At 60.2% G+C, this 21,502-nt stretch carries 21 protein-coding genes; 14 read left to right on the top strand and 7 right to left on the bottom strand.

Annotated features, from left to right (window positions below; genetic code table 11):
• Position 1 precedes the first annotated feature (1 nt).
• Positions 2-289: an Asp-tRNA(Asn)/Glu-tRNA(Gln) amidotransferase subunit GatC gene (gene gatC / locus FBY04_RS06480; protein ID WP_084318096.1), complete on the bottom strand. Its 288-nt coding sequence runs from the start codon at positions 287-289 to the stop codon at positions 2-4.
• Between the two features lie 211 nt (positions 290-500).
• Between gatC and mreB the strand changes: the two genes are divergently transcribed.
• From mreB to tldD, 8 genes are all read left to right on the top strand, one after another.
• Positions 501-1,538, top strand: a complete 1,038-nt coding sequence (gene mreB, locus FBY04_RS06475; RefSeq protein ID WP_002555108.1) for a rod shape-determining protein MreB — start codon at positions 501-503, stop codon at positions 1,536-1,538.
• A 138-nt stretch (positions 1,539-1,676) separates the two neighbouring features.
• Complete coding sequence (gene mreC / locus FBY04_RS06470) at positions 1,677-2,837, top strand: rod shape-determining protein MreC (RefSeq protein WP_145314811.1); 1,161 nt, start codon at positions 1,677-1,679, stop codon at positions 2,835-2,837.
• Entirely contained in the window at positions 2,837-3,328 is a 492-nt protein-coding gene (gene mreD / locus FBY04_RS06465) for a rod shape-determining protein MreD (protein ID WP_084318098.1), read from the top strand. Before mreC ends, mreD begins: the two co-directional genes overlap by 1 nt.
• A 44-nt stretch (positions 3,329-3,372) precedes the next feature.
• On the top strand, positions 3,373-3,969 hold the full coding sequence (locus tag FBY04_RS06460; protein WP_145314810.1) for a nucleoside triphosphate pyrophosphatase: 597 nt from the start codon (positions 3,373-3,375) through the stop codon (positions 3,967-3,969).
• Positions 3,970-4,026: 57 nt separating this feature from the next.
• The gene (gene rng, locus FBY04_RS06455; RefSeq protein ID WP_008008603.1) at positions 4,027-5,484 is read left to right on the top strand and encodes a ribonuclease G; all 1,458 of its coding nucleotides are present in this window, start codon (positions 4,027-4,029) and stop codon (positions 5,482-5,484) included.
• Positions 5,485-5,559: 75 nt separating this feature from the next.
• On the top strand, positions 5,560-9,363 hold the full coding sequence (locus FBY04_RS06450; RefSeq protein ID WP_145314809.1) for a YhdP family protein: 3,804 nt from the start codon (positions 5,560-5,562) through the stop codon (positions 9,361-9,363).
• 169 nt (positions 9,364-9,532) lie between these two features.
• The gene (locus FBY04_RS06445) at positions 9,533-10,387 is read left to right on the top strand and encodes a carbon-nitrogen hydrolase family protein (protein WP_084318101.1); all 855 of its coding nucleotides are present in this window, start codon (positions 9,533-9,535) and stop codon (positions 10,385-10,387) included.
• 12 nt (positions 10,388-10,399) lie between these two features.
• Complete coding sequence (tldD, locus tag FBY04_RS06440; RefSeq protein ID WP_017336530.1) at positions 10,400-11,842, top strand: metalloprotease TldD; 1,443 nt, start codon at positions 10,400-10,402, stop codon at positions 11,840-11,842.
• A 48-nt stretch (positions 11,843-11,890) separates the two neighbouring features.
• Here the strand turns inward: tldD and yjgA are convergent, their stop codons facing one another.
• Positions 11,891-12,415: a ribosome biogenesis factor YjgA gene (yjgA, locus tag FBY04_RS06435; RefSeq protein WP_007901505.1), complete on the bottom strand. Its 525-nt coding sequence runs from the start codon at positions 12,413-12,415 to the stop codon at positions 11,891-11,893.
• 108 nt (positions 12,416-12,523) lie between these two features.
• Between yjgA and pmbA the strand changes: the two genes are divergently transcribed.
• The 6 genes from pmbA to FBY04_RS06405 all read left to right on the top strand — a co-directional run bounded on the left by pmbA (position 12,524) and on the right by FBY04_RS06405 (position 17,870).
• A complete protein-coding gene (pmbA, locus tag FBY04_RS06430; RefSeq protein WP_084318102.1) occupies positions 12,524-13,870 on the top strand; it encodes a metalloprotease PmbA in 1,347 nt (448 codons plus the stop codon).
• A gap of 240 nt (positions 13,871-14,110) precedes the next feature.
• Positions 14,111-14,518 carry a FagA protein gene (locus tag FBY04_RS06425; protein ID WP_145314808.1) on the top strand — a complete coding sequence of 136 codons (408 nt, stop codon included), beginning with the start codon at positions 14,111-14,113 and terminating at the stop codon, positions 14,516-14,518.
• Entirely contained in the window at positions 14,499-15,875 is a 1,377-nt protein-coding gene (locus tag FBY04_RS06420) for an aspartate ammonia-lyase (RefSeq protein WP_145314807.1), read from the top strand. Before FBY04_RS06425 ends, FBY04_RS06420 begins: the two co-directional genes overlap by 20 nt.
• Before the next feature lie 27 nt (positions 15,876-15,902).
• Positions 15,903-16,334, top strand: coding sequence for a hypothetical protein (locus FBY04_RS06415; protein WP_084318105.1), 432 nt, complete (start codon positions 15,903-15,905; stop codon positions 16,332-16,334).
• A 1-nt stretch (position 16,335) separates the two neighbouring features.
• On the top strand, positions 16,336-16,947 hold the full coding sequence (locus tag FBY04_RS06410) for a superoxide dismutase (RefSeq protein WP_084318106.1): 612 nt from the start codon (positions 16,336-16,338) through the stop codon (positions 16,945-16,947).
• Positions 16,948-16,976: 29 nt separating this feature from the next.
• On the top strand, positions 16,977-17,870 hold the full coding sequence (locus FBY04_RS06405) for a ZIP family metal transporter (RefSeq protein ID WP_145314806.1): 894 nt from the start codon (positions 16,977-16,979) through the stop codon (positions 17,868-17,870).
• A gap of 76 nt (positions 17,871-17,946) precedes the next feature.
• Here the strand turns inward: FBY04_RS06405 and FBY04_RS06400 are convergent, their stop codons facing one another.
• The 5 genes from FBY04_RS06400 to FBY04_RS06380 all read right to left on the bottom strand — a co-directional run bounded on the left by FBY04_RS06400 (position 17,947) and on the right by FBY04_RS06380 (position 21,448).
• Positions 17,947-18,219, bottom strand: coding sequence for an HPr family phosphocarrier protein (locus tag FBY04_RS06400; RefSeq protein WP_145314805.1), 273 nt, complete (start codon positions 18,217-18,219; stop codon positions 17,947-17,949).
• 15 nt (positions 18,220-18,234) lie between these two features.
• Positions 18,235-19,092: an RNase adapter RapZ gene (rapZ, locus tag FBY04_RS06395; protein WP_084318109.1), complete on the bottom strand. Its 858-nt coding sequence runs from the start codon at positions 19,090-19,092 to the stop codon at positions 18,235-18,237.
• A 2-nt stretch (positions 19,093-19,094) separates the two neighbouring features.
• Positions 19,095-19,559: a PTS IIA-like nitrogen regulatory protein PtsN gene (gene ptsN, locus FBY04_RS06390; protein ID WP_084318110.1), complete on the bottom strand. Its 465-nt coding sequence runs from the start codon at positions 19,557-19,559 to the stop codon at positions 19,095-19,097.
• 12 nt (positions 19,560-19,571) lie between these two features.
• Complete coding sequence (gene hpf / locus FBY04_RS06385) at positions 19,572-19,880, bottom strand: ribosome hibernation-promoting factor, HPF/YfiA family (protein WP_007941242.1); 309 nt, start codon at positions 19,878-19,880, stop codon at positions 19,572-19,574.
• 74 nt (positions 19,881-19,954) lie between these two features.
• Positions 19,955-21,448 (bottom strand): RNA polymerase factor sigma-54, encoded by a 1,494-nt coding sequence (locus tag FBY04_RS06380; RefSeq protein ID WP_145314804.1) that lies wholly within the window; start codon positions 21,446-21,448, stop codon positions 19,955-19,957.
• Positions 21,449-21,502: the final 54 nt, after the last annotated feature.

Raw genomic sequence — 21,502 nt, 5'->3', positions numbered from 1 at the left:
TTTAGTCGATGACTTTCGGAACCAGGTACAGGCCGTTTTCGACCGCTGGTGCGATGGACTGATAGGCCTCGCGATGATTGGTCTCGGTCACGACGTCTGCACGCAAGCGCTGACTGGCTTCCAGTGGGTGAGCCAGCGGTTCGATACCGTCGGTATTGACCGCCTGCATTTCGTCGACCAGACCCAGAATGCTGTTCAGGGCCGAAGTAATATGTGGAAGATCGGCTTCATCGAGGCCAAGGCAGGCCAGATGAGCGATTTTTTCCACGTCGGAGCGTTCAAGCGCCATTGCGATTCTCCAGTGGAAAACAGAACGGACGGCGTCCGTGTGTTAGATTGTCTGAACACTACCGCATTTCTACGGTCATAAGGCCGCGATTGTGGGGGTTGGTGCACAGAAAAGCGGCCAATTTAACATATTGGCGCCTTGCCCAAAATCCCTGTCGTTGTTAGAGTTTGCCGCACTTTTTTACCCACGCGTTGCCTAGGGTCCCTTTCCCATGTTCAAGAAACTGCGTGGCATGTTTTCCAGCGATCTTTCCATTGACCTGGGCACTGCCAACACCCTTATTTACGTGCGCGAGCGCGGCATCGTCCTGAATGAGCCATCGGTTGTGGCTATTCGGACACACGGTAACCAGAAAAGTGTCGTTGCTGTCGGCACCGAGGCCAAGCGCATGCTCGGCCGTACGCCGGGCAATATCGCGGCCATTCGTCCGATGAAGGACGGCGTCATTGCCGACTTCAGCGTCTGCGAAAAGATGCTGCAATACTTTATCAACAAGGTTCACGAGAACAGCTTCCTGCAGCCTAGCCCTCGTGTGCTGATCTGCGTTCCGTGCAAATCCACTCAGGTTGAGCGTCGAGCCATCCGTGAATCGGCCCTTGGTGCCGGCGCACGTGAAGTGTTCCTGATCGAAGAGCCAATGGCTGCTGCGATCGGTGCCGGCCTGCCGGTTGAAGAAGCACGCGGTTCGATGGTGGTCGATATCGGTGGTGGTACCACTGAAATCGCGCTGATCTCCCTGAACGGCGTGGTTTACGCCGAATCCGTACGGGTTGGCGGCGACCGCTTCGACGAAGCGATCATCACCTACGTGCGTCGCAACTACGGCAGCCTGATCGGCGAATCCACCGCCGAGCGCATCAAGCAGGAAATCGGTACAGCCTACCCGGGTGGCGAAGTTCGCGAAGTCGACGTTCGTGGCCGTAACCTGGCTGAAGGCGTTCCACGTGCCTTCACCCTGAACTCCAATGAAGTGCTTGAAGCTCTGCAAGAGTCGCTGGCTACCATCGTTCAGGCCGTGAAAAGTGCGCTGGAACAATCGCCGCCGGAGCTGGCTTCCGACATCGCCGAGCGTGGCCTGGTGCTGACCGGTGGTGGCGCGTTGCTGCGTGACCTCGACAAGTTGCTGGCCCAGGAAACCGGTCTGCCGGTGATCGTTGCCGAAGACCCGCTGACCTGCGTTGCTCGCGGCGGTGGCCGTGCTTTGGAAATGATGGACAAGCACACGATGGACCTGCTGTCGAGCGAGTGATCGCCCGATGCATCTATGCTGTTGAGCGCGCAGGCGGCACTTTGCAGTGCTGCCTGTTTGCGTTTACCTTCTGTCAGTCTGTATCCAGGCCGGTCTGCCGTATGAATAAAGAAAACATTTGCCTGGGAGGAGCGGCTTATTAAACCGCTTTTCACCAAAGGGCCTTCACTGGGCGTGCGCTTGTTGGTGCTGGTCGTGCTATCGGTCGCACTGATGGTGGTCGATGCCCGCTTCACACTGCTCAAGCCAGTGCGTAGCCAGATGTCGCTGGTGCTGATGCAGTCTTACTGGATCACCGACCTGCCACAGCGGCTATGGCAAGGTGTGGCCAGCCAGTTTGGCAGCCGTACCGAGCTGGTCGCCGAAAACGAAAAACTCAAGACCGAAAACCTGCTGCTGCAGGGCCGCATGCAAAAGCTTGCAGCCCTCACCGAGCAGAACGTTCGGCTGCGCGAGTTGCTCAATTCCTCCGCGCTGGTCAACGAAAAGGTCGAAGTGGCCGAGTTGATCGGCATGGACCCCAATCCCTTCACCCATCGCATCATCATCAATAAAGGTGAGCGCGACGGTGTGGTCCTCGGTCAGCCGGTGCTCGATGCCCGCGGCCTGATGGGCCAGGTGGTCGAGTTGATGCCGTATACCTCCCGTGTGCTGCTGCTGACTGACATTACACACAGCATTCCGGTGCAGGTAAACCGTAACGGTCTGCGGGCGATTGCCAGCGGTACCGGCAACCCTGAACGCCTGGAATTGCGTCACGTTGCCGACACGGCGGATATCAAGGAAGGCGATCTGCTGGTCAGCTCTGGTCTTGGGCAGCGGTTCCCGGCGGGTTACCCGGTGGCGACAGTCAGGGAAGTGATTCACGATTCCGGGCAGCCGTTCGCCATTGTCCGCGCCGTGCCGACGGCCGCCTTGAACCGCAGTCGTTACTTGCTGCTGGTATTCAGTGACACTCGTACGCCGGAAGAGCGCGCAAACGATGCTGCTCAGGCCCAGGAAAACCTGGATGCACAGGGCGGCGGGCCAATCATTCCCGCGACCGTGCCGAAACCTGTCGGTGTGATTGCCCCTGCTGCCGCTGCGGCCCCGGCCGTTCCCGCCGCTGCACCTGTGACGGCTGCCCCGGCCAAACCTGCTGCCGCTACCCCGGCCAAACCCGCCGCCGCACATCCTGCCGCCGCCAAGCCCCCCGCGACGACTCCGGCGGCCAAACCACCGTCGACACAACCCGCTGTCGTGAAGCCTGCTGCCAAACCGCCTGTCTCCGCGCCGGCCACCCAAGGGGGAAGAGAATAATGGTCGGTGCTACCGCCTCCCGAAACGACTGGATGGTCTGGCTGACATTCGCCATCGGCATGCTGCTCAGTGTTTCGCCACTGCCGCAATTCATGGAAATCTTGCGTCCGCTGTGGCTCGCCTTGCTGCTGGCGTTCTGGGCGTTGGCCCTGCCGCAGAAAGTCGGCATGGTTACCGCGTGGTGCCTGGGCCTGGCCGAAGATGTGCTCTACGGCACGTTGCTGGGCCAGAACGCGTTGATCCTGACCCTCATCACGTTCCTGGTGCTGTCGCTGCAACAGCGGTTGCGGATGTTCCCGATGTGGCAACAGAGCCTGGTGATCCTGGTGATCTTCGGCCTCGCGCAGCTCGTTCAGCTGTGGCTCAGCGCCCTGACCGGCAACCGTCAGCCAACGCTGGCGCTGGTCTTGCCGGCACTGGTCAGCGCGTTGCTCTGGCCGTGGATCAGCTTCGGTTTGCGCGGTCTGCGTCGACGCTACAAAATCAACTGATTCGGTCAGGCATTTGCCCATACCACGACAAGGGAGATGTCTTGATGAAACAGCTGTTCCTCGCCTCAGGCTCGCCGCGTCGCCGTGAACTGCTCACGCAGATCGGCTTGCCGTTCTCCACCATCAGCGCAGACATCGACGAAACCCCTTTGAATCATGAATCGCCGTCGGCCTATGTCGAGCGCCTCGCGCGCGGCAAGGCCGAAGCCGGGCGTGGTGCGGTCGTGTCCGACGCAGCATTCTGCGTGCTGGGCGCCGATACCGCCGTGGTGCTCAACGGGAAAATTCTCGGCAAACCGGTGGACGAAGCCGATGCGTGCGCCATGCTTATGATGCTGGCCGGTCGAGAGCACGAAGTGCTGACCGCCATTGCCGTGCTTGACGGTGAGCGCTGTGAGTCACGGGTTGTGCGCAGCCTGGTGCGTTTTCGCCCCATCGATCCTGATGAAGCGGCGGCCTACTGGGCCAGCGGCGAACCTCGGGACAAGGCCGGTGGCTATGGCATTCAAGGACTGGGCGCGGTGTTTGTCGCCGGGCTCAATGGCAGCTACTCGGCGGTGGTCGGACTGCCGCTGTGCGAAACCGCTGAGCTGCTCGGCCATTTCGGCATACCCTGTTGGCAAACCCTTAACGCGCACTGAGCGTCGTACTGACAAGATGCGGCCATTATCGTGAACATGCCTGAACGAGACCCTGCCATGAGTGAAGAGATCCTGATCAACATCACGCCGATGGAATCGCGCGTGGCGGTGGTTGAAAACGGTGTCCTGCAAGAGGTCCACGTCGAGCGCACGCAAAAGCGCGGGATCGTCGGCAACATTTATAAAGGCAAAGTCGTGCGGGTATTGCCGGGGATGCAGGCGGCCTTCGTCGACATCGGCCTGGATCGTGCCGCGTTCATTCATGCTTCGGAAATTTCCCTGCGCGAGGGCCCTGCGGTCGAGAGCATCAGCGCGCTGGTTCATGAAGGCCAGAGCCTGGTGGTGCAAGTCACCAAAGACCCGATCGGTTCCAAAGGCGCACGCCTGACCACGCAGCTGTCGATTCCTTCGCGTTATCTGGTGTACATGCCACGCACCGCGCATGTCGGCATTTCCCTGAAGATCGAAGACGAAGCCGAGCGCGAACGCCTCAAGCAAGTGGTCACCGATTGCGTGGCCAAAGAAGGCATCAAGGAGGCCGGCGGCTTCATCCTGCGTACCGCCGCTGAAGGCGCGGGCGCCGATGAAATTCTCATGGACATCCGCTACCTGCGCAGGCTCTGGGATCAGATCAACGAGCAGATCAAAACCATCAGCGCGCCGAGTGTGATCTACGAAGACCTCGGCCTGGCGCTGCGGACCTTGCGCGATCTGGTGAGCCCGAAGATCGAGAAGATCCGCATCGACTCGCGGGAAACCTTCCAGAAAACCACGCAGTTCGTCGCCGAACTGATGCCGGAAATTGCCGATCGTCTGGAGCATTACCCGGGTGAGCGGCCGATTTTCGACCTGTACGGCGTCGAAGACGAAATCCAGAAAGCCCTCGAACGCAAAGTACCCCTGAAGTCCGGCGGTTACCTGGTGGTGGATCCGGCTGAGGCCATGAGCACCATCGACGTCAACACCGGGGCGTTCGTCGGCCATCGCAACCTTGAAGAAACCATCTTCAAGACCAACCTGGAAGCCGCGACCGCCATCGCTCGCCAGCTGCGCCTGCGCAACCTGGGCGGGATCATCATCATCGACTTCATCGACATGGAAGACGAAGAGCACCAACGTCAGGTGTTACGCACGCTAGAGAAACAACTGGAGCGCGATCACGCCAAGACCAACATCATCGGCATCACCGAGTTGGGCCTGGTGCAGATGACCCGCAAGCGCACCCGCGAAAGTCTCGAACAGGTGTTGTGCGAGCCCTGCAGCAGCTGCCAGGGTCGCGGCAAGCTCAAGACGCCGGAAACCGTTTGCTACGAAATTTTCCGCGAAATTCTCCGTGAGGCTCGTGCCTATCAGGCGGAAGGCTATCGTGTATTGGCGAACCAGAAAGTTGTCGATCGCCTGCTGGATGAAGAGTCGGGCAACGTGGCTGAGCTCGAAGGTTTTATCGGACGCACCATTCGGTTTCAGGTGGAAACCATGTATTCCCAGGAACAATACGACGTGGTGCTGCTCTGAATCGCTGTGCTTCACCCCAACTAGAACGGCTGGCCTCAGCTTTTTGCAGTATTTTTGCCATGGGAGCCAACTGACATGGAGCGTCTGACACGCATTTTGGCCGCACTGACCCGCTGGGGTCTGGGCCTGTGCGCGTTGGCTTTGGTGCTGATGGCGCTTTACGTCAGTCTCGGCCGCGAGCTGACGCCGCTGGTGGCCGAGTATCGGGCCGACGTCGAAGCCAAAGCCGGCGCTGCCCTGGGCATGCCGCTGCACATCGGTGAACTGGAAGGTAACTGGCGCGGCTTCGTGCCGATTCTGCTGGCTCACGACGTAATGGTCGGCGAGGGCGCCAATACCCTGCGCCTGGATCAGGTACGTGCGGTGCCGGATCTGTGGGGCAGTCTGCTGGCGCGTGAAGTGCGCATCGCCCACCTTGAACTCAATGGTTTGAAGATCAGCCTCAAGGAAGGTGAGGACGGTCATTGGGCGCTGGAAGGCTTGCCGGTGCAGCAGGATCAGCCACTGGACCCGGAACAGTTGCTCAATCGCCTGCAAATGGTCCAGCAACTGTCGGTGCTCGACAGCCAGGTGACCCTGCAACCGCTGGACCATCCGCCACTGACCTTTACCTACGTTGGCCTGAACCTGAAAACCGGCGTCTCCCGTCAGCGACTCGACGCGCGGCTGACCCTGCCCGACGGTCAGCCAGTGGCCATGAGCCTGCGCACTCGCATTCGCGCCAGCCAGTGGAAGGATGGCGAAGCGCAGGCTTACGTGAGCCTGCCGCAAAGCGACTGGTCGAAATGGCTTCCCGAACGCCTGACACGGCAATGGAATTTTTCCGAGATCAAGGCCGGTGGCGAGCTGTGGATCAACTGGAGCCAAGGCGCGCTGCAAAGCGCCGCGATCCGCTTGAACGCGCCGCAGATCAAGGGCGCCTACGCCGAGCGCAAGCCGATCCAGATCAACAACCTGGCGCTCAACAGCTATTTCCAGCGCAGTGCCGAAGGCTTCCTGGTGACGGTGGACTCGCTGTCCATGAACTTCGGCGAGACCCGCTGGGAATCGCATCTGCAACTCAAACAAAGCCTGGCCACCGACAAGGCCGAAGAACTCTGGCATCTGCAAGCCGATCGCCTCGACCTCACGCCGCTCACGCCGTTGCTGAATGCGCTGGGGCCACTGCCCGAAGGTGTCGCCACCGCCGTGGAGCGACTCAAGGTGACCGGTGGTTTGCGCAACGTGCTGGTCGACTTCCGTCCCAGCGCCACCGACGACAGCAAGGTCAGCTTCGCCGCCAACCTCGACCAGGTCGGCTTTGATGCCTATCACGGTGCTCCGGCAGCGCGAAATGTCAGCGGCAGCATCAGCGGTGACCTCGGTCACGGCGAACTGCGAATGGACAGCAAGGATTTTGTCCTGCACCTCGACCCGATTTTTGCCAAGCCATGGCAATACATTCAGGCCAACGCCCGGCTGACCTGGAAGCTGGATAAAGAAGGCTTCACCCTGATCGCCCCGTACCTGAAAGTGTTGGGCGAGGAGGGCAAGATTGCCGGCGACTTCCTGATCCGCCTGCATTTCGACCATACCCAGGAAGATTACATGGACCTGCGGGTCGGCCTGGTGGACGGCGACGGCAAGTACACCGCCAAGTACCTGCCGCAAGTGCTCAGCCCGGCGCTGGACGAATGGCTGCGTACGGCCATTCTCAAAGGCGCGGTGGACCAGGGCTTCTTCCAGTATCAAGGCTCGCTGAATCATGGCGCTGCCGACACCGCTCGCAGCATCAGCCTGTTCTTCAAGGTTCACGATGCGGAGCTGGCGTTCCAGCCGGGTTGGCCGCATGTCAGCAATGTCAGCGGCGACGTGTTCATCGAGGACAGTGGCGTGCGTATTGTGGCCAGCAAAGGCCAGTTGCTCGACACGCAAGTCAGCGATATTTACGTCAATATTCCCCACGCGCCCGCCGGGCAAAACCCTCACCTGTTACTCGATGGCGCTTTCGCTGGCGGGTTGGGCGATGGCCTGAAAATTCTCCAGGAAGCGCCGATCGGCACCGCCACGACCTTTGCCGGATGGGAGGGTGAGGGCGATCTGAAGGGCAAGGTGAAACTGGATATTCCACTGGCCAAAGGCGAGCAGCCGAATATTCTCGTCGATTTCAAGACCGCCAAGGCGCGCTTGAAACTGGCCGAGCCCGTTCTTGAACTGACCCAGCTGAAGGGCGATTTCCGCTTTGACAGCACCAAGGGTTTAAGTGGCCAGAACATCAGCGCTCGCGCCTTTGACAAACCGGTCACTGCGCAGATTTTCGCCGAGGGTAGCCCGGGCAACATCAAGACCCGTGTCACCGCCTCGGGTCAGGTCGAGGTAAAGAAACTCACCGACTGGTTGAGCGTTACCCAGCCGTTACCGGTGTCCGGCCTGATCCCTTATCAGTTGCAACTCACCCTGGATGGCCTCGACAGCCAGTTGACGGTCAACTCGAACCTTCAAGGTGTGGCGGTGGATTTGCCGGCCCCGTTCGGCATGACGGCCGATGTGGGGCGCGATACGATGTTCCGCATGACCCTGCAAGGCCAGGAGCGGCGTTACTGGGTCAAATATGGCGATCTGGCGAGTTTCACGTTTGCAGCACCGCCCGGCAACTTCGCCGACGGTCGCGGCGAATTGTTCCTCGGTGGCGGCGATGCGGTGTTGCCCGGCGCCAAAGGCCTGCGGGTGCGCGGCGTGTTGTCGGAGCTGGATGTCAGCCCCTGGAAAGACCTGGTAGACAAATATGCCGGCCAGGATCCGGGTGGCAGCGCCAAGCAACTGCTCAGCAGCGCGGACTTCAAGGTCGGCAAGCTCAGCGGCATCGGTACCACCCTGGATCAGGCGTCGGTGCAGTTGAACCGCAAACCGACGACGTGGGCGTTGCAGCTCGACAGCCAGCAGGTCAAGGGCACTGCCGCTATCCCTGATGCGAAAGCCGCACCGATTGCGATCAATCTGCAATACGTGCGTTTGCCGGCGCCGGACCCGACGGTCCTGTCCGATGAAAACTCGCCGGATCCACTGGCCACTGTCGATCCGACCAAAATCCCGGCGCTGGATGTCACCATCAATCAACTGTTCCAGGGCCAGGATCTGGTCGGGGGCTGGTCGCTGAAAGTGCGTCCGACCGCCAAGGGCATAGCGCTCAATACACTGGATCTGGGCCTCAAAGGCATTTTGTTGCAGGGCAATGGCGGCTGGGAAGGTGTGCCTGGCGCATCCACCAGTTGGTTCAAGGGCCGGGCGAGCGGCAAGAACCTTGCGGATGTGCTGAAAGGCTGGGGCTTTGCGCCCAGTGTCACCAGTGAAGAATTCCACATGGATGTTGACGGTCGCTGGCCCGGTTCACCGGCGTGGCTGGCCACCAAGCGTTTCTCCGGCACTCTCGATGCGTCGCTCAATAAGGGCCAGTTCGTTGAAGTCGAGGGCGGCGCCCAGGCATTGCGGGTATTCGGCCTGCTCAACTTCAACTCCATCGGCCGGCGCTTGCGTCTGGACTTCTCCGACCTGTTCGGCAAGGGTCTGAGTTATGACCGGGTCAAGGGGCTGCTGGTCGCGACCAACGGGGTGTATGACACTCGTGAGCCGATCGTGCTGACCGGCCCGTCGAGTAATCTGGAACTCAATGGCAAGCTGGATCTGGTGAACGATCAGGTCGATGCGAAGCTGCTGGTGACCTTGCCGGTGACCAACAACCTGCCGATTGCCGCGCTGATCGTCGGCGCACCGGCCATTGGCGGTGCGTTGTTCCTGATCGACAAGCTGATCGGTGACCGTGTAGCGCGCTTCGCCAGCGTGAAGTACACCGTCAAAGGCCCGTGGAAAGAGCCGAAAATCACTTTCGATAAACCTTTTTAACGCTTTTTTTCCGAGCCCACTCTCCAGGCCTATGGAGTAGCATGGCCGTAAGCCCCCTGTAGGAGCTGTCGCAGGCTGCGATCTTTTGATCTTGCAAAATTCAACGTCAAAAGAACGCAGCCTGCAGCCGCTTCTACGGGTATGTGTTGATTCAGAAAAGGGTAAGGCCATGTCTTTAGCGGTGATTCAAATGGTCAGCCAGAGCGATGTGCTGGCCAATCTGGCCCAGGCTCGTCGGCTGCTCGAGCAAGCGGCGGCCGGTGGCGCGAAGCTGGCTGTGCTGCCGGAAAATTTTGCCGCCATGGGTCGCCGTGACATCGCTGACATCGGTCGCGCCGAGGCGTCTGGCGAAGGTCCGATCCTGCCCTGGTTGAAACAGACCGCCCGCGACCTCAAGTTATGGATAGTGGCAGGCACCTTGCCGTTGCCGCCGGTGGATCAACCGACGGCCAAAGTGCATGCCTGCTCGCTTCTGGTCGACGATCAGGGCGAAACGGTGGCGCGCTACGACAAGCTGCACCTGTTTGATGTGGACGTGGCGGACAACCGCGGGCGTTATCGTGAGTCCGATGACTATGCTTACGGCAGTGGCGTGGTGGTCGCCGACACACCCGTCGGTCGGGTCGGCCTGACGGTGTGTTATGACCTGCGATTCCCGGAGCTGTACAGCGAATTGCGCGCTGCCGGTGCGGAGTTGATTACCGCGCCGTCGGCCTTTACCGCCGTGACCGGCGCGGCGCATTGGGATGTGCTGATCCGTGCGCGGGCCATCGAGACTCAGTGTTATGTGCTCGCAGCTGCCCAGGGCGGAACGCATCCGGGGCCGCGAGAGACCTTCGGCCATGCCGCGATCATCGACCCGTGGGGGCGAGTGCTCGCGCAACAGGATCAAGGCGAGGCCGTGCTGCTGGCCGAACGCGATAGCAGCGAACAGGCGTCCATCCGGGCGCGGATGCCGGTGTCCAGTCATCGGCGCTTTTTCTCGCAGGGCGCGCAGCGACCTGCCTCAGAACGACGAATTTAAGGCGTAAAGCATATGAGCGAGTTGTTGTCCTCAGTCAGTGAACACCTCTTGGCGCCCGGCGGCGTCACTATCGAGAGCCTGCAGGGTGTGCTCGGCGATCTGGCCGGCCCGGGCATCGATGCCGCCGACCTGTATTTCCAGGGGCAGATTTCCGAGTCGTGGGCGCTGGAAGACGGGATCGTCAAGGAAGGCAGCTTCAACCTTGACCAAGGCGTTGGCGTTCGCGCGCAATCGGGTGAAAAAACCGGTTTTGCCTACAGCAATGCGATCACCCTGGAAGCCTTGGGCGCAGCGGCGCGTGCCGCGCGCTCGATCTCCCGCGCCGGGCAGAACGGCACGGTGCAGGCGTTCACCACTCAGGATGTCGCCCAGTTGTACGGGCCGGATAACCCATTGGAAGTGCTGACCCGTGCAGAGAAAGTCGAGCTGCTCAAGCGTATCGACGTCGCCACTCGCGCCCTCGATCCGCGTATCCAGCAAGTGACCGTGAGCATGGCCGGTGTCTGGGAACGCATTCTTGTTGCTTCGACTGACGGCAGCCTGGCGGCGGATGTGCGGCCGTTGGTGCGTTTTAATGTCAGCGTGATCGTTGAGCAGAACGGTCGCCGCGAGCGTGGCGGTCATGGCGGCGGCGGTCGTACCGATTACCGTTATTTCCTCGCCGAAGACCGCGCGATGAGCTACGCCCGTGAGGCGCTGCGTCAGGCGCTGGTCAACCTTGAAGCCATTCCCGCGCCGGCCGGTACGTTGCCGGTGGTACTGGGTTCGGGCTGGTCCGGTGTGCTGCTGCACGAAGCGGTCGGCCACGGTCTGGAAGGTGATTTCAACCGCAAGGGCAGCTCTGCTTACAGTGGGCGTATGGGCGAGATGGTCGCATCCAAACTCTGCACCATCGTCGATGACGGCACGCTGGCCGGTCGCCGCGGCTCGCTGAGCGTCGACGACGAAGGCACGCCAACCGAGTGCACCACGCTGATCGAAAACGGCGTACTCAAAGGCTACATGCAGGACAAGCTCAATGCGCGCCTGATGGGCGTGGCCCGCACAGGCAATGGTCGTCGCGAGTCCTACGCGCACCTGCCGATGCCACGTATGACCAACACCTACATGCTGGCGGGCGAAAGCGATCCGGCGGAAATCATTGCGTCGGTGAAACGCGGCATCTACTGCGCCAACCTTGGCGGTGGTCAGGTGGACATCACCAGCGGCAAATTCGTGTTCTCCACCAGTGAGGCGTACCTGATCGAAGACGGAAAGATTACAGCGCCGGTCAAAGGCGCGACGTTGATCGGCAACGGGCCTGAAGCGATGAGCAAGGTGTCGATGGTCGGTAACGATCTGTCGCTGGACAGCGGCGTGGGCACGTGCGGCAAGGACGGGCAGTCGGTGCCGGTGGGTGTCGGCCAGCCAACGCTGAAAATCGATGCGATCACTGTGGGTGGCACAGGATCGTAAGGGATGGAGCTTCGGGTGAGCCGCGTGGCGACTCACCCGAGAAGGGACTTAACGCAGACCGCGTTGAGTCTCGTCCAGCTCACGGATGTACTTGAAGATTTTACGGCTCGATGCCGGCGGCTTGTTGGTCGCCAGTTCGTGCTGGGCCTGACGGATCAGGGAGCGCAACTGCTGACGATCAGCCTCCGGGTAGTCGAGCACGAACTTCTCCAGGACTGCATCGTCGCCCGCGATCAAGCGATCGCGCCAGCGTTCCAGACCATGGAAACGTTCGTTGTACTGCCGGGTAGAGGCATCGAGTTGATCGAGCAACGTCAGAATGGCGTCAGTGTCCTGATCGCGCATCAGTTTGCCGATGAACATAAGGTGCCGTTTACGCGCGATATTCGCGGTGTGCTTGGGCGCATCGGCCAGTGCCCGGCGCATGGCGTCGGTCAACGGCAGTTTTGCCAGCAAGTCAGGCTTGAGCGTTGTAAGGCGTTCGCCGAGGTCAACCAGAGCATGCAGCTCGCGTTTAACCTGGGATTTGCTTTTTTCTCCCGTATCGAGGGAGTCGTCGTAAGAATCAACCATGGTGGCCGTCCGCAAAGAAACGCCGCCATGATAACCAGTCGGGGGCCGCTTGTCCGGCCCGGTCGCTCGAAGGCCTTTACCGAAAGCAGAATTTGAGTGGAGAACAGCATGAGTGCAGTTGAAAGCGTCGGCCCACAAGCGTTGCCGGCACTGCAAGAACAAGTCGAGCAGATCATCGCTGAAGCCAAGCGCCAGGGCGCCAGTGCCTGTGAAGTGGCGGTGTCCCTGGAACAGGGCCTGTCGACCTCTGTACGCCAGCGCGAAGTCGAAACCGTTGAATTCAACCGCGATCAGGGCTTCGGCATCACCTTGTATGTTGGCCAGCGCAAGGGCTCGGCCAGCACTTCGGCCAGTGGCCCGGACGCGATCCGTGAAACCGTAGCTGCAGCGCTGGCCATCGCTAAACACACCTCCGAAGACGAAGCCGCCGGCCTGGCGGATGCTGCGCTGATGGCCAAGGATCTGCAGGATTTCGACCTGTTCCATCAATGGGACATCACACCGGAGCAAGCCATCGAGATGGCCTTGAACTGTGAGGCGGCAGCGTTTGCCACCGACAGCCGGATCAAGAACGCCGACGGCACTACCCTCAGCACTCACCAGGGCTGCCGCGTTTATGGCAACAGCCACGGTTTCATTGGCGGTTACGCCTCGACTCGTCACAGCCTGAGCTGCGTGATGATCGCCGAGGCCGATGGCCAGATGCAGCGAGATTACTGGTACGACGTTAACCGCCAGGGCAATTTGCTGACTGACCCGGTGAGCATCGGCCAGCGTGCAGCACAGCGTGCAGCGAGCCGTCTGGGCGCACGTCCGGTGCCGACCTGTGAAGTGCCGGTTTTGTTCTCCGCGGAACTGGCCGGCGGTTTGTTCGGCAGTTTCCTCTCGGCGATTTCCGGCGGCAGCCTGTATCGCAAATCGTCGTTCCTGGAAGGCACCCTTGGGCAGAAGTTGTTCCCGGAATGGTTGACGATCGATGAGCGCCCGCACCTGATGCGCGCCATGGGCAGTTCGGCGTTCGATGGCGATGGCCTCGCGACGTATGCCAAGCCGTTCGTCGAAAAGGGTGAGTTGGTGTCCTATATCCTCGGCACCTATTCCGGTCGCAAGCTCGGCATGCCGAGCACCGCCAACGCTGGCGGCGTGCACAACCTGTTCGTTACCCACGGCGAAGAAGATCAGGCGGCCTTGCTGCGGCGCATGGGCCGTGGCTTGCTGGTCACCGAGTTGATGGGCCAGGGCCTGAACATGGTCACCGGCGATTACTCTCGTGGTGCGGCGGGCTATTGGGTCGAGAACGGCGAGATCCAGTTCGCGGTCCAGGAAGTGACCATCGCCGGCAACATGCGCGACATGTTCAAGCAGATCGTTGCGGTGGGTAACGACCTGGAATTGCGCAGCAACATTCGCACGGGTTCGGTGCTGATCGAGCGGATGACAGTCGCAGGCAGCTAACCCGCGACCGCTACACAAAAGGCGCGCCACCCAATGGGGGGGCGCGCCTTTTTTTGTGCCCGCATAGCACACCTGTAGGAGCCGGCTTGCTGGCGATTGCGGTCAATCAGTCGACATCAATGCTGAATGCCAGATCGCCATCGCCAGCAAGCCGGCTCCTACAAGGGACCATACTCCGGGCTTGTATTGGTTATCATTATCATCTAATAATAAATCTCATTACCGAATGAGCCCCGGATCATGAGTTCTGCCTTGCATGAGCAGCCCTACCTCGAAAACTGGCGCTGGATGAGTCGCCAGATCCGCTGTGCGATGGATCCCGACGAGCCTCGCCTGATCGAACATTACCTGGCTGAAGGCCGGTATCTGGCGTGCTGCACGGCGACCTCACCCTGGACCATCGCCGAAACTTCCTTCCGTTTGCTGATCGACACCGCCACCGATGTCGCGCTGCCCTGGCACTGGCGGACTTATTGCCTGGATCAGGCGTGGCGCCCGCTGCGCGAACTCGAACGCCTCTCCCTCTGCAAGTGCCGCCTCAAGCGCTGGCAAAGCTACACCTGGCAACTGGCGACCTGCGAGTTGCAGCCTTCGATTCCTCTCATAGAACTGGTGCAAGGATTTTCTGATGAACAAGACTCGTATTGAGCGCGACAGCATGGGCGAGCTCCAGGTCCCGGTGGACGCCCTCTATGGCGCACAGACCCAGCGTGCGGTGAATAACTTCCCGATCAGCGGCAGACCGATGCCGGAGCAATTCATCCGCGCACTGATCCTGGCCAAGGCCGCCGCTGCCCGAGCCAACGTCGAACTCAAGCAGATCAGCGAACCCCAGGGCAAAGCCATCGTCGACGCGGCACTGGGCTTGCTGCAGGGCGACTTCATGCAGCACTTCCCGGTGGATATCTTCCAGACCGGTTCCGGCACCAGTTCCAACATGAACGCCAACGAAGTGATCGCGACCCTCGCCAGCCGTCTGCTCGGCGAGCCGGTGAACCCCAACGATCACGTCAATTGCGGCCAGAGTAGCAACGACATCATCCCGACCACCCTCCACGTCAGCGCTGCGCTGGCGTTGCATGAACAACTGCTGCCGGCGCTGGTGCGTCTGGTGCAGGTGATCGAGCACAAGGCCGAAGAGGTTCATCACCACGTCAAAACCGGCCGCACTCATTTGATGGATGCGATGCCAGTTCGCATGAGCCAGGTGCTCAACGGTTGGGCGCAACAGCTCAAGGCCAATATCGGCCATCTGCAGGACCTGCTGCCGAGCCTGCAATCCCTGGCGCAAGGCGGCACGGCGGTGGGCACCGGTATCAATGCGCATCCCGAGTTTGCCGGGCTTTTCAGCCAGCAGCTGACCCAACTGACGCAGGTGCGATTCACGCCGGGCATCGATTTGTTCGCACTGATTGGCTCCCAGGACACCGCCGTTGCGGTCTCCGGGCAACTGAAAACCACCGCTGTTTCACTGATGAAAATCGCCAACGACTTGCGCTGGATGAACTCCGGTCCGCTGGCCGGTCTCGGTGAAATCGAACTCGAGGCCTTGCAGCCGGGCTCGTCGATCATGCCCGGCAAGGTCAATCCGGTGATCCCGGAAGCCACCGCCATGGTCGCCGCCCAAGTCATCGGCAATGACACAGTCATCACCATCGCTGGCCAGTCGGGCAACTTCGAGCTGAACGTGATGCTGCCGATCATTGCCCAGAACCTGCTGAGCAGCATCGAGTTGCTGGCCAACGCCAGCCATCTGCTGGGTGAAAAGGCTATCACCAGCTTCAAGGTCAACGAAGCCCGGCTCAAGGAAGCGCTGTCGCGCAACCCGATTCTGGTCACTGCACTCAACCCGATCATTGGTTACCAAAAAGCTGCTGAAATCGCCAAGAAGGCTTATCAGCAAGGCCGGCCGGTGATCGATGTCGCTCTGGAACACACCGACCTGACGCGTAGCGAACTGGAAGAGTTGCTCAATCCGGAAAAACTCACCGCAGGCGGCGTGTAATCACCTCAACCGCTTTGGAGGCTCACCATGGAGCACTGGAAACGCACGATCGAAAGGGCAAACCGCTGTTTCATGCTGGGCGAACTGGTGGATGCCCGCGAGGCTTATCTGCAGGCATTGGCCCTGGCCCAGGTGTTATTCGAGCGCTGGGTGGACGCCGACGAAGCGGTGGCGGCCTGCGTCATTTCCCACCACAACCTGGCGGACCTGCATTTGCGTCTGAACCAGCCGGAGGAGAGCGCCGAATACCTGTGCGCCATCCACCAGCGGCTGTTGAAGACCATGCAGGACCCGCGACTGGCGCCGGCATTACGCGAAGCAGCGCTGCGTCAGAGCAGCAAAACCTACGTCGAACTGCTGAATTTCATCAGCGAGCACGGCGAATACCCACGAACTCATCGTTTGCTGCACACCGATGCCGCGTCGCCCGCAGCACCTCTACATCATGGAGTCCATTGAAATGGCTTTTAGCTTGCCTGCCTTGCCGTACGCCTACGATGCCCTGGAACCGCACATCGATGCGCAGACCATGGAAATCCACTACACCAAGCATCACCAAACCTACATCAACAACCTGAACGCTGCGGTCGAAGGCACCGAGTTTGCCGAGTGGCCGGTGGAAAAACTGGTGGCTGCCGTTCAGCAACTGCCGGAAAAACTCCGCGCAGCAGTGATCAATCAGGGGGGCGGTCATGCCAACCATTCGCTGTTCTGGGAAGTCATGGTGCCCAACGGCGGCGGTCAGCCGGACGGCGAGCTGGCCAAGGCGATCGACGACCAACTGGGTGGTCTCGACCGTTTCAAGGAAGCGTTCACCAAAGCCGCGCTGACCCGTTTCGGCAGCGGCTGGGCCTGGCTGAGTGTGACGCCGCAAAAGACCCTGGTCGTGGAAAGCAGCGGCAACCAGGACAGTCCGTTGATGAGCGGCAATACCCCCATCCTCGGCCTGGATGTCTGGGAGCACGCCTATTACCTGCAATATCAAAACCGTCGCCCGGAATACATCAACGCGTTTTACAACGTGATCAATTGGCCTGAAGTCGCTGCGCGCTATCAGGCTGCACTGGTTTAAGTCTTCTATAAAAAAATCCAGGGCTGACTATGGGCACTGAAACACTGGCGATCGGAAGTGGGCGGATGTTTCGTTACGCATTGGGGTCGCTGTTACTGTTGGCGGGTATGAGCTTGTTGGTCGCCCAGGGCCTGGCGTGGCTGGATCTTGAACCCAAACTGCTGCGCGCCTTACAGGGCGGAGCGATCTGTGCGCTGGGTACGGCCTTGGGCGCGGTGCCGGTGCTGGTGATTCGGCGCATGCCCCAGGCGCTCAGCGATACGCTGCTCGGCTTCGGTGCCGGGGTGATGCTCGCGGCGACGGCGTTTTCGCTGATCGTTCCGGGTATCGCTGCGGCTGAAAGCCTGGGGCTGACGCCTTGGGCGGCCAGCGGGCTGATCAGTTTCGGCGTCATGCTGGGGGCGTTCGGGTTGTTTCTGGTGGATCGAAAGGTATCTGGCGCATCGCCGGAAATGCTCGTCGGCACGCTGGAACGGCCGGTCATTCCGCCACGGATCTGGTTGTTCGTGTTTGCCATCATTGCCCACAACATTCCAGAAGGCATGGCGGTCGGTGTCTCGGCGGGCGGTGGCATGCCTGACGCCGACAGTCTGGCCATGGGCATTGCGTTACAGGATGTGCCCGAAGGGCTGGTGATTGCGTTGGTGTTGGCCGGGGCCGGGATGTCGCGGGTCAAGGCGTTCCTGATCGGTGCGGCGTCAGGATTGGTCGAGCCGGTCTTTGCGCTGTTATGCGCCTGGCTGGTGAGCCTGGCCGAGTTGCTCTTGCCGTTGGGCCTGGCACTGGCGGCCGGGGCCATGTTGTTGGTGGTGACCCATGAAGTCATTCCCGAGTCGCGCCGCCATGGTCACGACAAGCTGGCCAGCCTTGGGCTGTTGATCGGGTTTTGTTTGATGATGGTGATGGATACCGCGCTCGCCTGAAAAAAGATCGCAGCCTTCGGCAGCTCCTGCATGAGATTGCATTCACACGCAGGAGCTGCCGAAGGCTGCGATCTTTTTATTCGCCTTCGTCGAAGAAGTTGTTGATCAACGCCACCAAGGCGTCCATCGCTTCCTGTTCCTGCTCGCCTTCCGTTCTCAGATGGATCTTGGTGCCTTTGCCTGCAGCCAGCATCATCATGGCCATGATGCTTTTGCCATCGACCATGGTCTCAGGTGTACGCCCTGCTCTGATCTGGCAAGGAAACTGACCTGCCACCCCAACGAACTTGGCAGAAGCGCGGGCATGCAGGCCCAGCTTATTGATGATTTCGATTTCCAGAGCAGGCATCGCGATGTGAATCCTTTAGCTGAGGTCGCGGTGGCGGACCTGGACGTTCTTCAGGGATTTTTGCAGGACCTGACCCAGACGTTCGGTCAGGTAGACGGAGCGGTGATGCCCGCCGGTGCAGCCAATGGCAATGGTGACATAAGCACGGTTGCTGGCGGCAAAGCGGGGCAGCCATTTAAGCAGGTACGTGGAGATGTCCTGGAACATCTCCTCGACGTCCGGCTGGGCTGCCAGGTAATCGGCAACCGGTTGATCAAGTCCGGACTGGTCGCGTAGCTCCGGCTTCCAATAGGGATTCGGCAGGCAGCGCACGTCGAACACCAGATCGGCGTCCACCGGCATGCCGCGCTTGAACCCGAAGGACTCCACCAGAAACGCGGTGCCGGGTTCCGGCTGGTTCAGCAGGCGCAGCTTGATGGTATCGCGAAGCTGATACAGGTTCAGGTTGGTGGTGTTGACCTTGAGATCGGCGAGGTCGGCAATCGGCCCGAGCAGGTTGGTTTCGTCGTTGATCGCCTCGGCCAGCGAGCGATTGGCGCTGCTTAGCGGGTGACGACGGCGGGTTTCCGAAAAGCGCTTGAGCAAGGTTTCTTCGTCGGCATCCAGGTACAGGACATCGCACTGGATATGCCGGCTGCGAACTTCTGCGAGCAGTTCCGGAAAACGGCTCAGGTGACTCGGCAAGTTGCGTGCGTCGATGGAGACGGCAACCAGCGGCTGAGCCAGCTCGGTATGAATCAACGCACGTTCGGCCAGTTCCGGCAGCAGCCCGGCAGGCAGGTTGTCTATGCAGTAATAGCCGTTGTCCTCGAGAACATCGAGTGCGGTACTTTTACCTGAGCCGGAGCGGCCACTGACGATGATCAAGCGCATGATTAGTGCCTGTTTTGCTCGTCCAGGACAACCTGGTACAAGGCTTCATTGCTCGCGGCGCTACGCAGGCGATCACGGACTTCCTTGCGATCAAGCATGCTGGCGATCTGGCGGAGCAATTCCAGGTGCGCATCGGTGGCCGCTTGCGGGACCAGCAGAACGAACAGCAGGTCGACCGGAGCGCCGTCGATGGCGTCGAAATCGATGGGAGCATCCAGGTGCATCAAGGCACTGATGGGCAAGGTGCAACCTTTCAACCGACAGTGGGGGATAGCTATACCGTTACCAAAACCGGTCGAGCCAAGTTTTTCACGGGCAATCAAAGCCTCGAAGACATCTTGCATCTCCAGATCCGGCACTTCCCGGGCGATCAGGTTGGCAATTTGCTCGAGGGCTTTCTTTTTGCTGCCGCCCGGCACGTTCACGAGGGAACGGCCGGGGGTCAGGATGCTTTCAAGTCGGATCATGGGTTGGGAGTGTTAACGACCGGTCGCGCCCTGGAGGAGGCTTTGGGTCTTTTCCTTATGCTTTTTGAGTTGTTTATCCAGCTTGTCGGTCAGCGCGTCGATCGCCGCGTACATGTCGGTATGTTCCGCGTTTGCGACCACTTCATTGCCGGGAATATGCAGTGTGGCTTCGATTTTCTGCTTCAGCTTCTCGACCGTCATCGTGACTTGCACGTTGGTGATCTTGTCGAAATGCCGCTCTAATCGTTCGAGTTTTTCGCCGATGTAGGTGCGAAGAGGTTCGGTCACTTCCAGTTGGTGTCCACTGATGTTGACTTGCATACAGCTTCTCCTTCGTTGCCAGTGCATAAAGCGGTAGATCAGATGATCTACCACTGGAACGCTGTGGCGTGGCTCTACATCAACCGCTTGCGTTCGCTCGAAGGCGCGATCCCGAGGGATTCGCGGTACTTGGCGACGGTGCGGCGAGCCACCTGAATGCCTTGTGCCTCCAGTAAACCAGCGATCTTGCTGTCACTCAACGGCTTTTTCTGATTTTCCGCCGCAACCAGTTTTTTGATGATCGCGCGGATCGCCGTGGACGAGCATTCGCCGCCTTCGGAGGTGCTGACGTGGCTGGAAAAAAAGTATTTCAGCTCATATATGCCCCGAGGGGTATGCATGAATTTTTGCGTGGTCACCCGGGAAATCGTCGATTCGTGCATGCCCACCGCTTCGGCGATGTCATGCAACACCAACGGTTTCATCGCTTCGTCGCCGTATTCCAGAAAACCGCGCTGATGCTCGACGATCTGGGTGGCAACTTTCATCAGGGTTTCGTTACGGCTCTGCAGGCTCTTGATGAACCAGCGGGCCTCCTGCAACTGATTGCGCATGAAGGTGTTATCGGCGCTGGTGTCGGCGCGGCGCACGAAACCGGCGTATTGGGCGTTGACCCGCAGGCGGGGCACCGATTCCTGATTCAGTTCTACCAGCCAGCGCTCGTTGTCCTTGCGCACGATCACGTCGGGAACGACGTATTCGGCTTCACTCGACTCGATCTGCGAGCCTGGGCGTGGGTTGAGGCTCTGGACCAGTTCGATCACCTGGCGCAGTTCATCTTCCTTGAGCTTCATGCGGCGCATCAGTTGGCTGTAGTCGCGGCTGCCGAGCAAGTCGATGTAGTCGGTGACCAGGCGCTTGGCCTCGGCCAGCCAAGGTGTCTTGGCGGGCAGCTGACGCAATTGCAACAGCAGGCATTCACCGAGGTTGCGGGCACCGATACCGGCCGGTTCGAATTGCTGGATGCGATGCAGGACGGCTTCGATCTCATCCAGTTCGATGTCGAGCTCCGGATCGAAGGCTTCGAGGATTTCCTCGAGGGTTTCGGCCAGGTAGCCCTGATTGTTGATGCAATCGATCAAGGTCACGGCGATCAGGCGATCGGTGTCAGACATCGGCGCAAGGTTCAGTTGCCACAACAGGTGGCTTTGCAGGCTTTCACCGGCCGATGTGCGGGTGGTGAAATCCCACTCGTCGTCATCGTTGCTCGGCAGGCTGCTGGCGCTGGTCTGGTAGACGTCTTCCCATGCAGTGTCGACGGGCAATTCGTTGGGGATACGCTCGTTCCAGTCGCCCTCATCGAGGTTGTCCACCGTCGGGGCGGTTTCCTGGTACGAGGGTTCTGAGACGTCGGCGTTGGGTTGCTGTTCGGCTTTGTCGGCCAAAGGGTCGGTGTTATCGAAGTCGTCGCCTTCTTCCTGGCGTTCGAGCATCGGATTGGACTCCAGGGCCTCCTGGATTTCCTGTTGCAGGTCCAGGGTCGACAATTGGAGCAGGCGGATGGCCTGTTGCAGCTGCGGTGTCATCGTCAGCTGCTGGCCCATTCTCAAGACTAGCGATGGTTTCATGGCAGGGGCTAAACACCTTATTCGCCGGCGCACATGCGCCATCCACTACAGGGC

The organism is Pseudomonas sp. SJZ080 (assembly GCF_007828295.1).
GTDB lineage: Bacteria > Pseudomonadota > Gammaproteobacteria > Pseudomonadales > Pseudomonadaceae > Aquipseudomonas > Aquipseudomonas migulae_A.
This window is presented reverse-complemented; position numbering and strand designations above follow the sequence as displayed.

Excerpts from the sequence above, each read along its gene's own strand:
- gatC (WP_084318096.1), bottom strand. The coding sequence starts at position 289 with ATGGCGCTTGAACGCTCCGACGTGGAAAAAATCGCTCATCTGGCCTGC.
- mreB (WP_002555108.1), top strand. The coding sequence starts at position 501 with ATGTTCAAGAAACTGCGTGGCATGTTTTCCAGCGATCTTTCCATTGAC.
- mreD (WP_084318098.1), top strand. The coding sequence starts at position 2,837 with ATGGTCGGTGCTACCGCCTCCCGAAACGACTGGATGGTCTGGCTGACA.
- FBY04_RS06460 (WP_145314810.1), top strand. The coding sequence starts at position 3,373 with ATGAAACAGCTGTTCCTCGCCTCAGGCTCGCCGCGTCGCCGTGAACTG.
- rng (WP_008008603.1), top strand. The coding sequence starts at position 4,027 with ATGAGTGAAGAGATCCTGATCAACATCACGCCGATGGAATCGCGCGTG.
- FBY04_RS06450 (WP_145314809.1), top strand. The coding sequence starts at position 5,560 with ATGGAGCGTCTGACACGCATTTTGGCCGCACTGACCCGCTGGGGTCTG.
- FBY04_RS06445 (WP_084318101.1), top strand. The coding sequence starts at position 9,533 with ATGTCTTTAGCGGTGATTCAAATGGTCAGCCAGAGCGATGTGCTGGCC.
- tldD (WP_017336530.1), top strand. The coding sequence starts at position 10,400 with ATGAGCGAGTTGTTGTCCTCAGTCAGTGAACACCTCTTGGCGCCCGGC.
- yjgA (WP_007901505.1), bottom strand. The coding sequence starts at position 12,415 with ATGGTTGATTCTTACGACGACTCCCTCGATACGGGAGAAAAAAGCAAA.
- pmbA (WP_084318102.1), top strand. The coding sequence starts at position 12,524 with ATGAGTGCAGTTGAAAGCGTCGGCCCACAAGCGTTGCCGGCACTGCAA.
- FBY04_RS06425 (WP_145314808.1), top strand. The coding sequence starts at position 14,111 with ATGAGTTCTGCCTTGCATGAGCAGCCCTACCTCGAAAACTGGCGCTGG.
- FBY04_RS06420 (WP_145314807.1), top strand. The coding sequence starts at position 14,499 with ATGAACAAGACTCGTATTGAGCGCGACAGCATGGGCGAGCTCCAGGTC.
- FBY04_RS06415 (WP_084318105.1), top strand. The coding sequence starts at position 15,903 with ATGGAGCACTGGAAACGCACGATCGAAAGGGCAAACCGCTGTTTCATG.
- FBY04_RS06410 (WP_084318106.1), top strand. The coding sequence starts at position 16,336 with ATGGCTTTTAGCTTGCCTGCCTTGCCGTACGCCTACGATGCCCTGGAA.
- FBY04_RS06405 (WP_145314806.1), top strand. The coding sequence starts at position 16,977 with ATGGGCACTGAAACACTGGCGATCGGAAGTGGGCGGATGTTTCGTTAC.
- FBY04_RS06400 (WP_145314805.1), bottom strand. The coding sequence starts at position 18,219 with ATGCCTGCTCTGGAAATCGAAATCATCAATAAGCTGGGCCTGCATGCC.
- rapZ (WP_084318109.1), bottom strand. The coding sequence starts at position 19,092 with ATGCGCTTGATCATCGTCAGTGGCCGCTCCGGCTCAGGTAAAAGTACC.
- ptsN (WP_084318110.1), bottom strand. The coding sequence starts at position 19,559 with ATGATCCGACTTGAAAGCATCCTGACCCCCGGCCGTTCCCTCGTGAAC.
- hpf (WP_007941242.1), bottom strand. The coding sequence starts at position 19,880 with ATGCAAGTCAACATCAGTGGACACCAACTGGAAGTGACCGAACCTCTT.
- FBY04_RS06380 (WP_145314804.1), bottom strand. The coding sequence starts at position 21,448 with ATGAAACCATCGCTAGTCTTGAGAATGGGCCAGCAGCTGACGATGACA.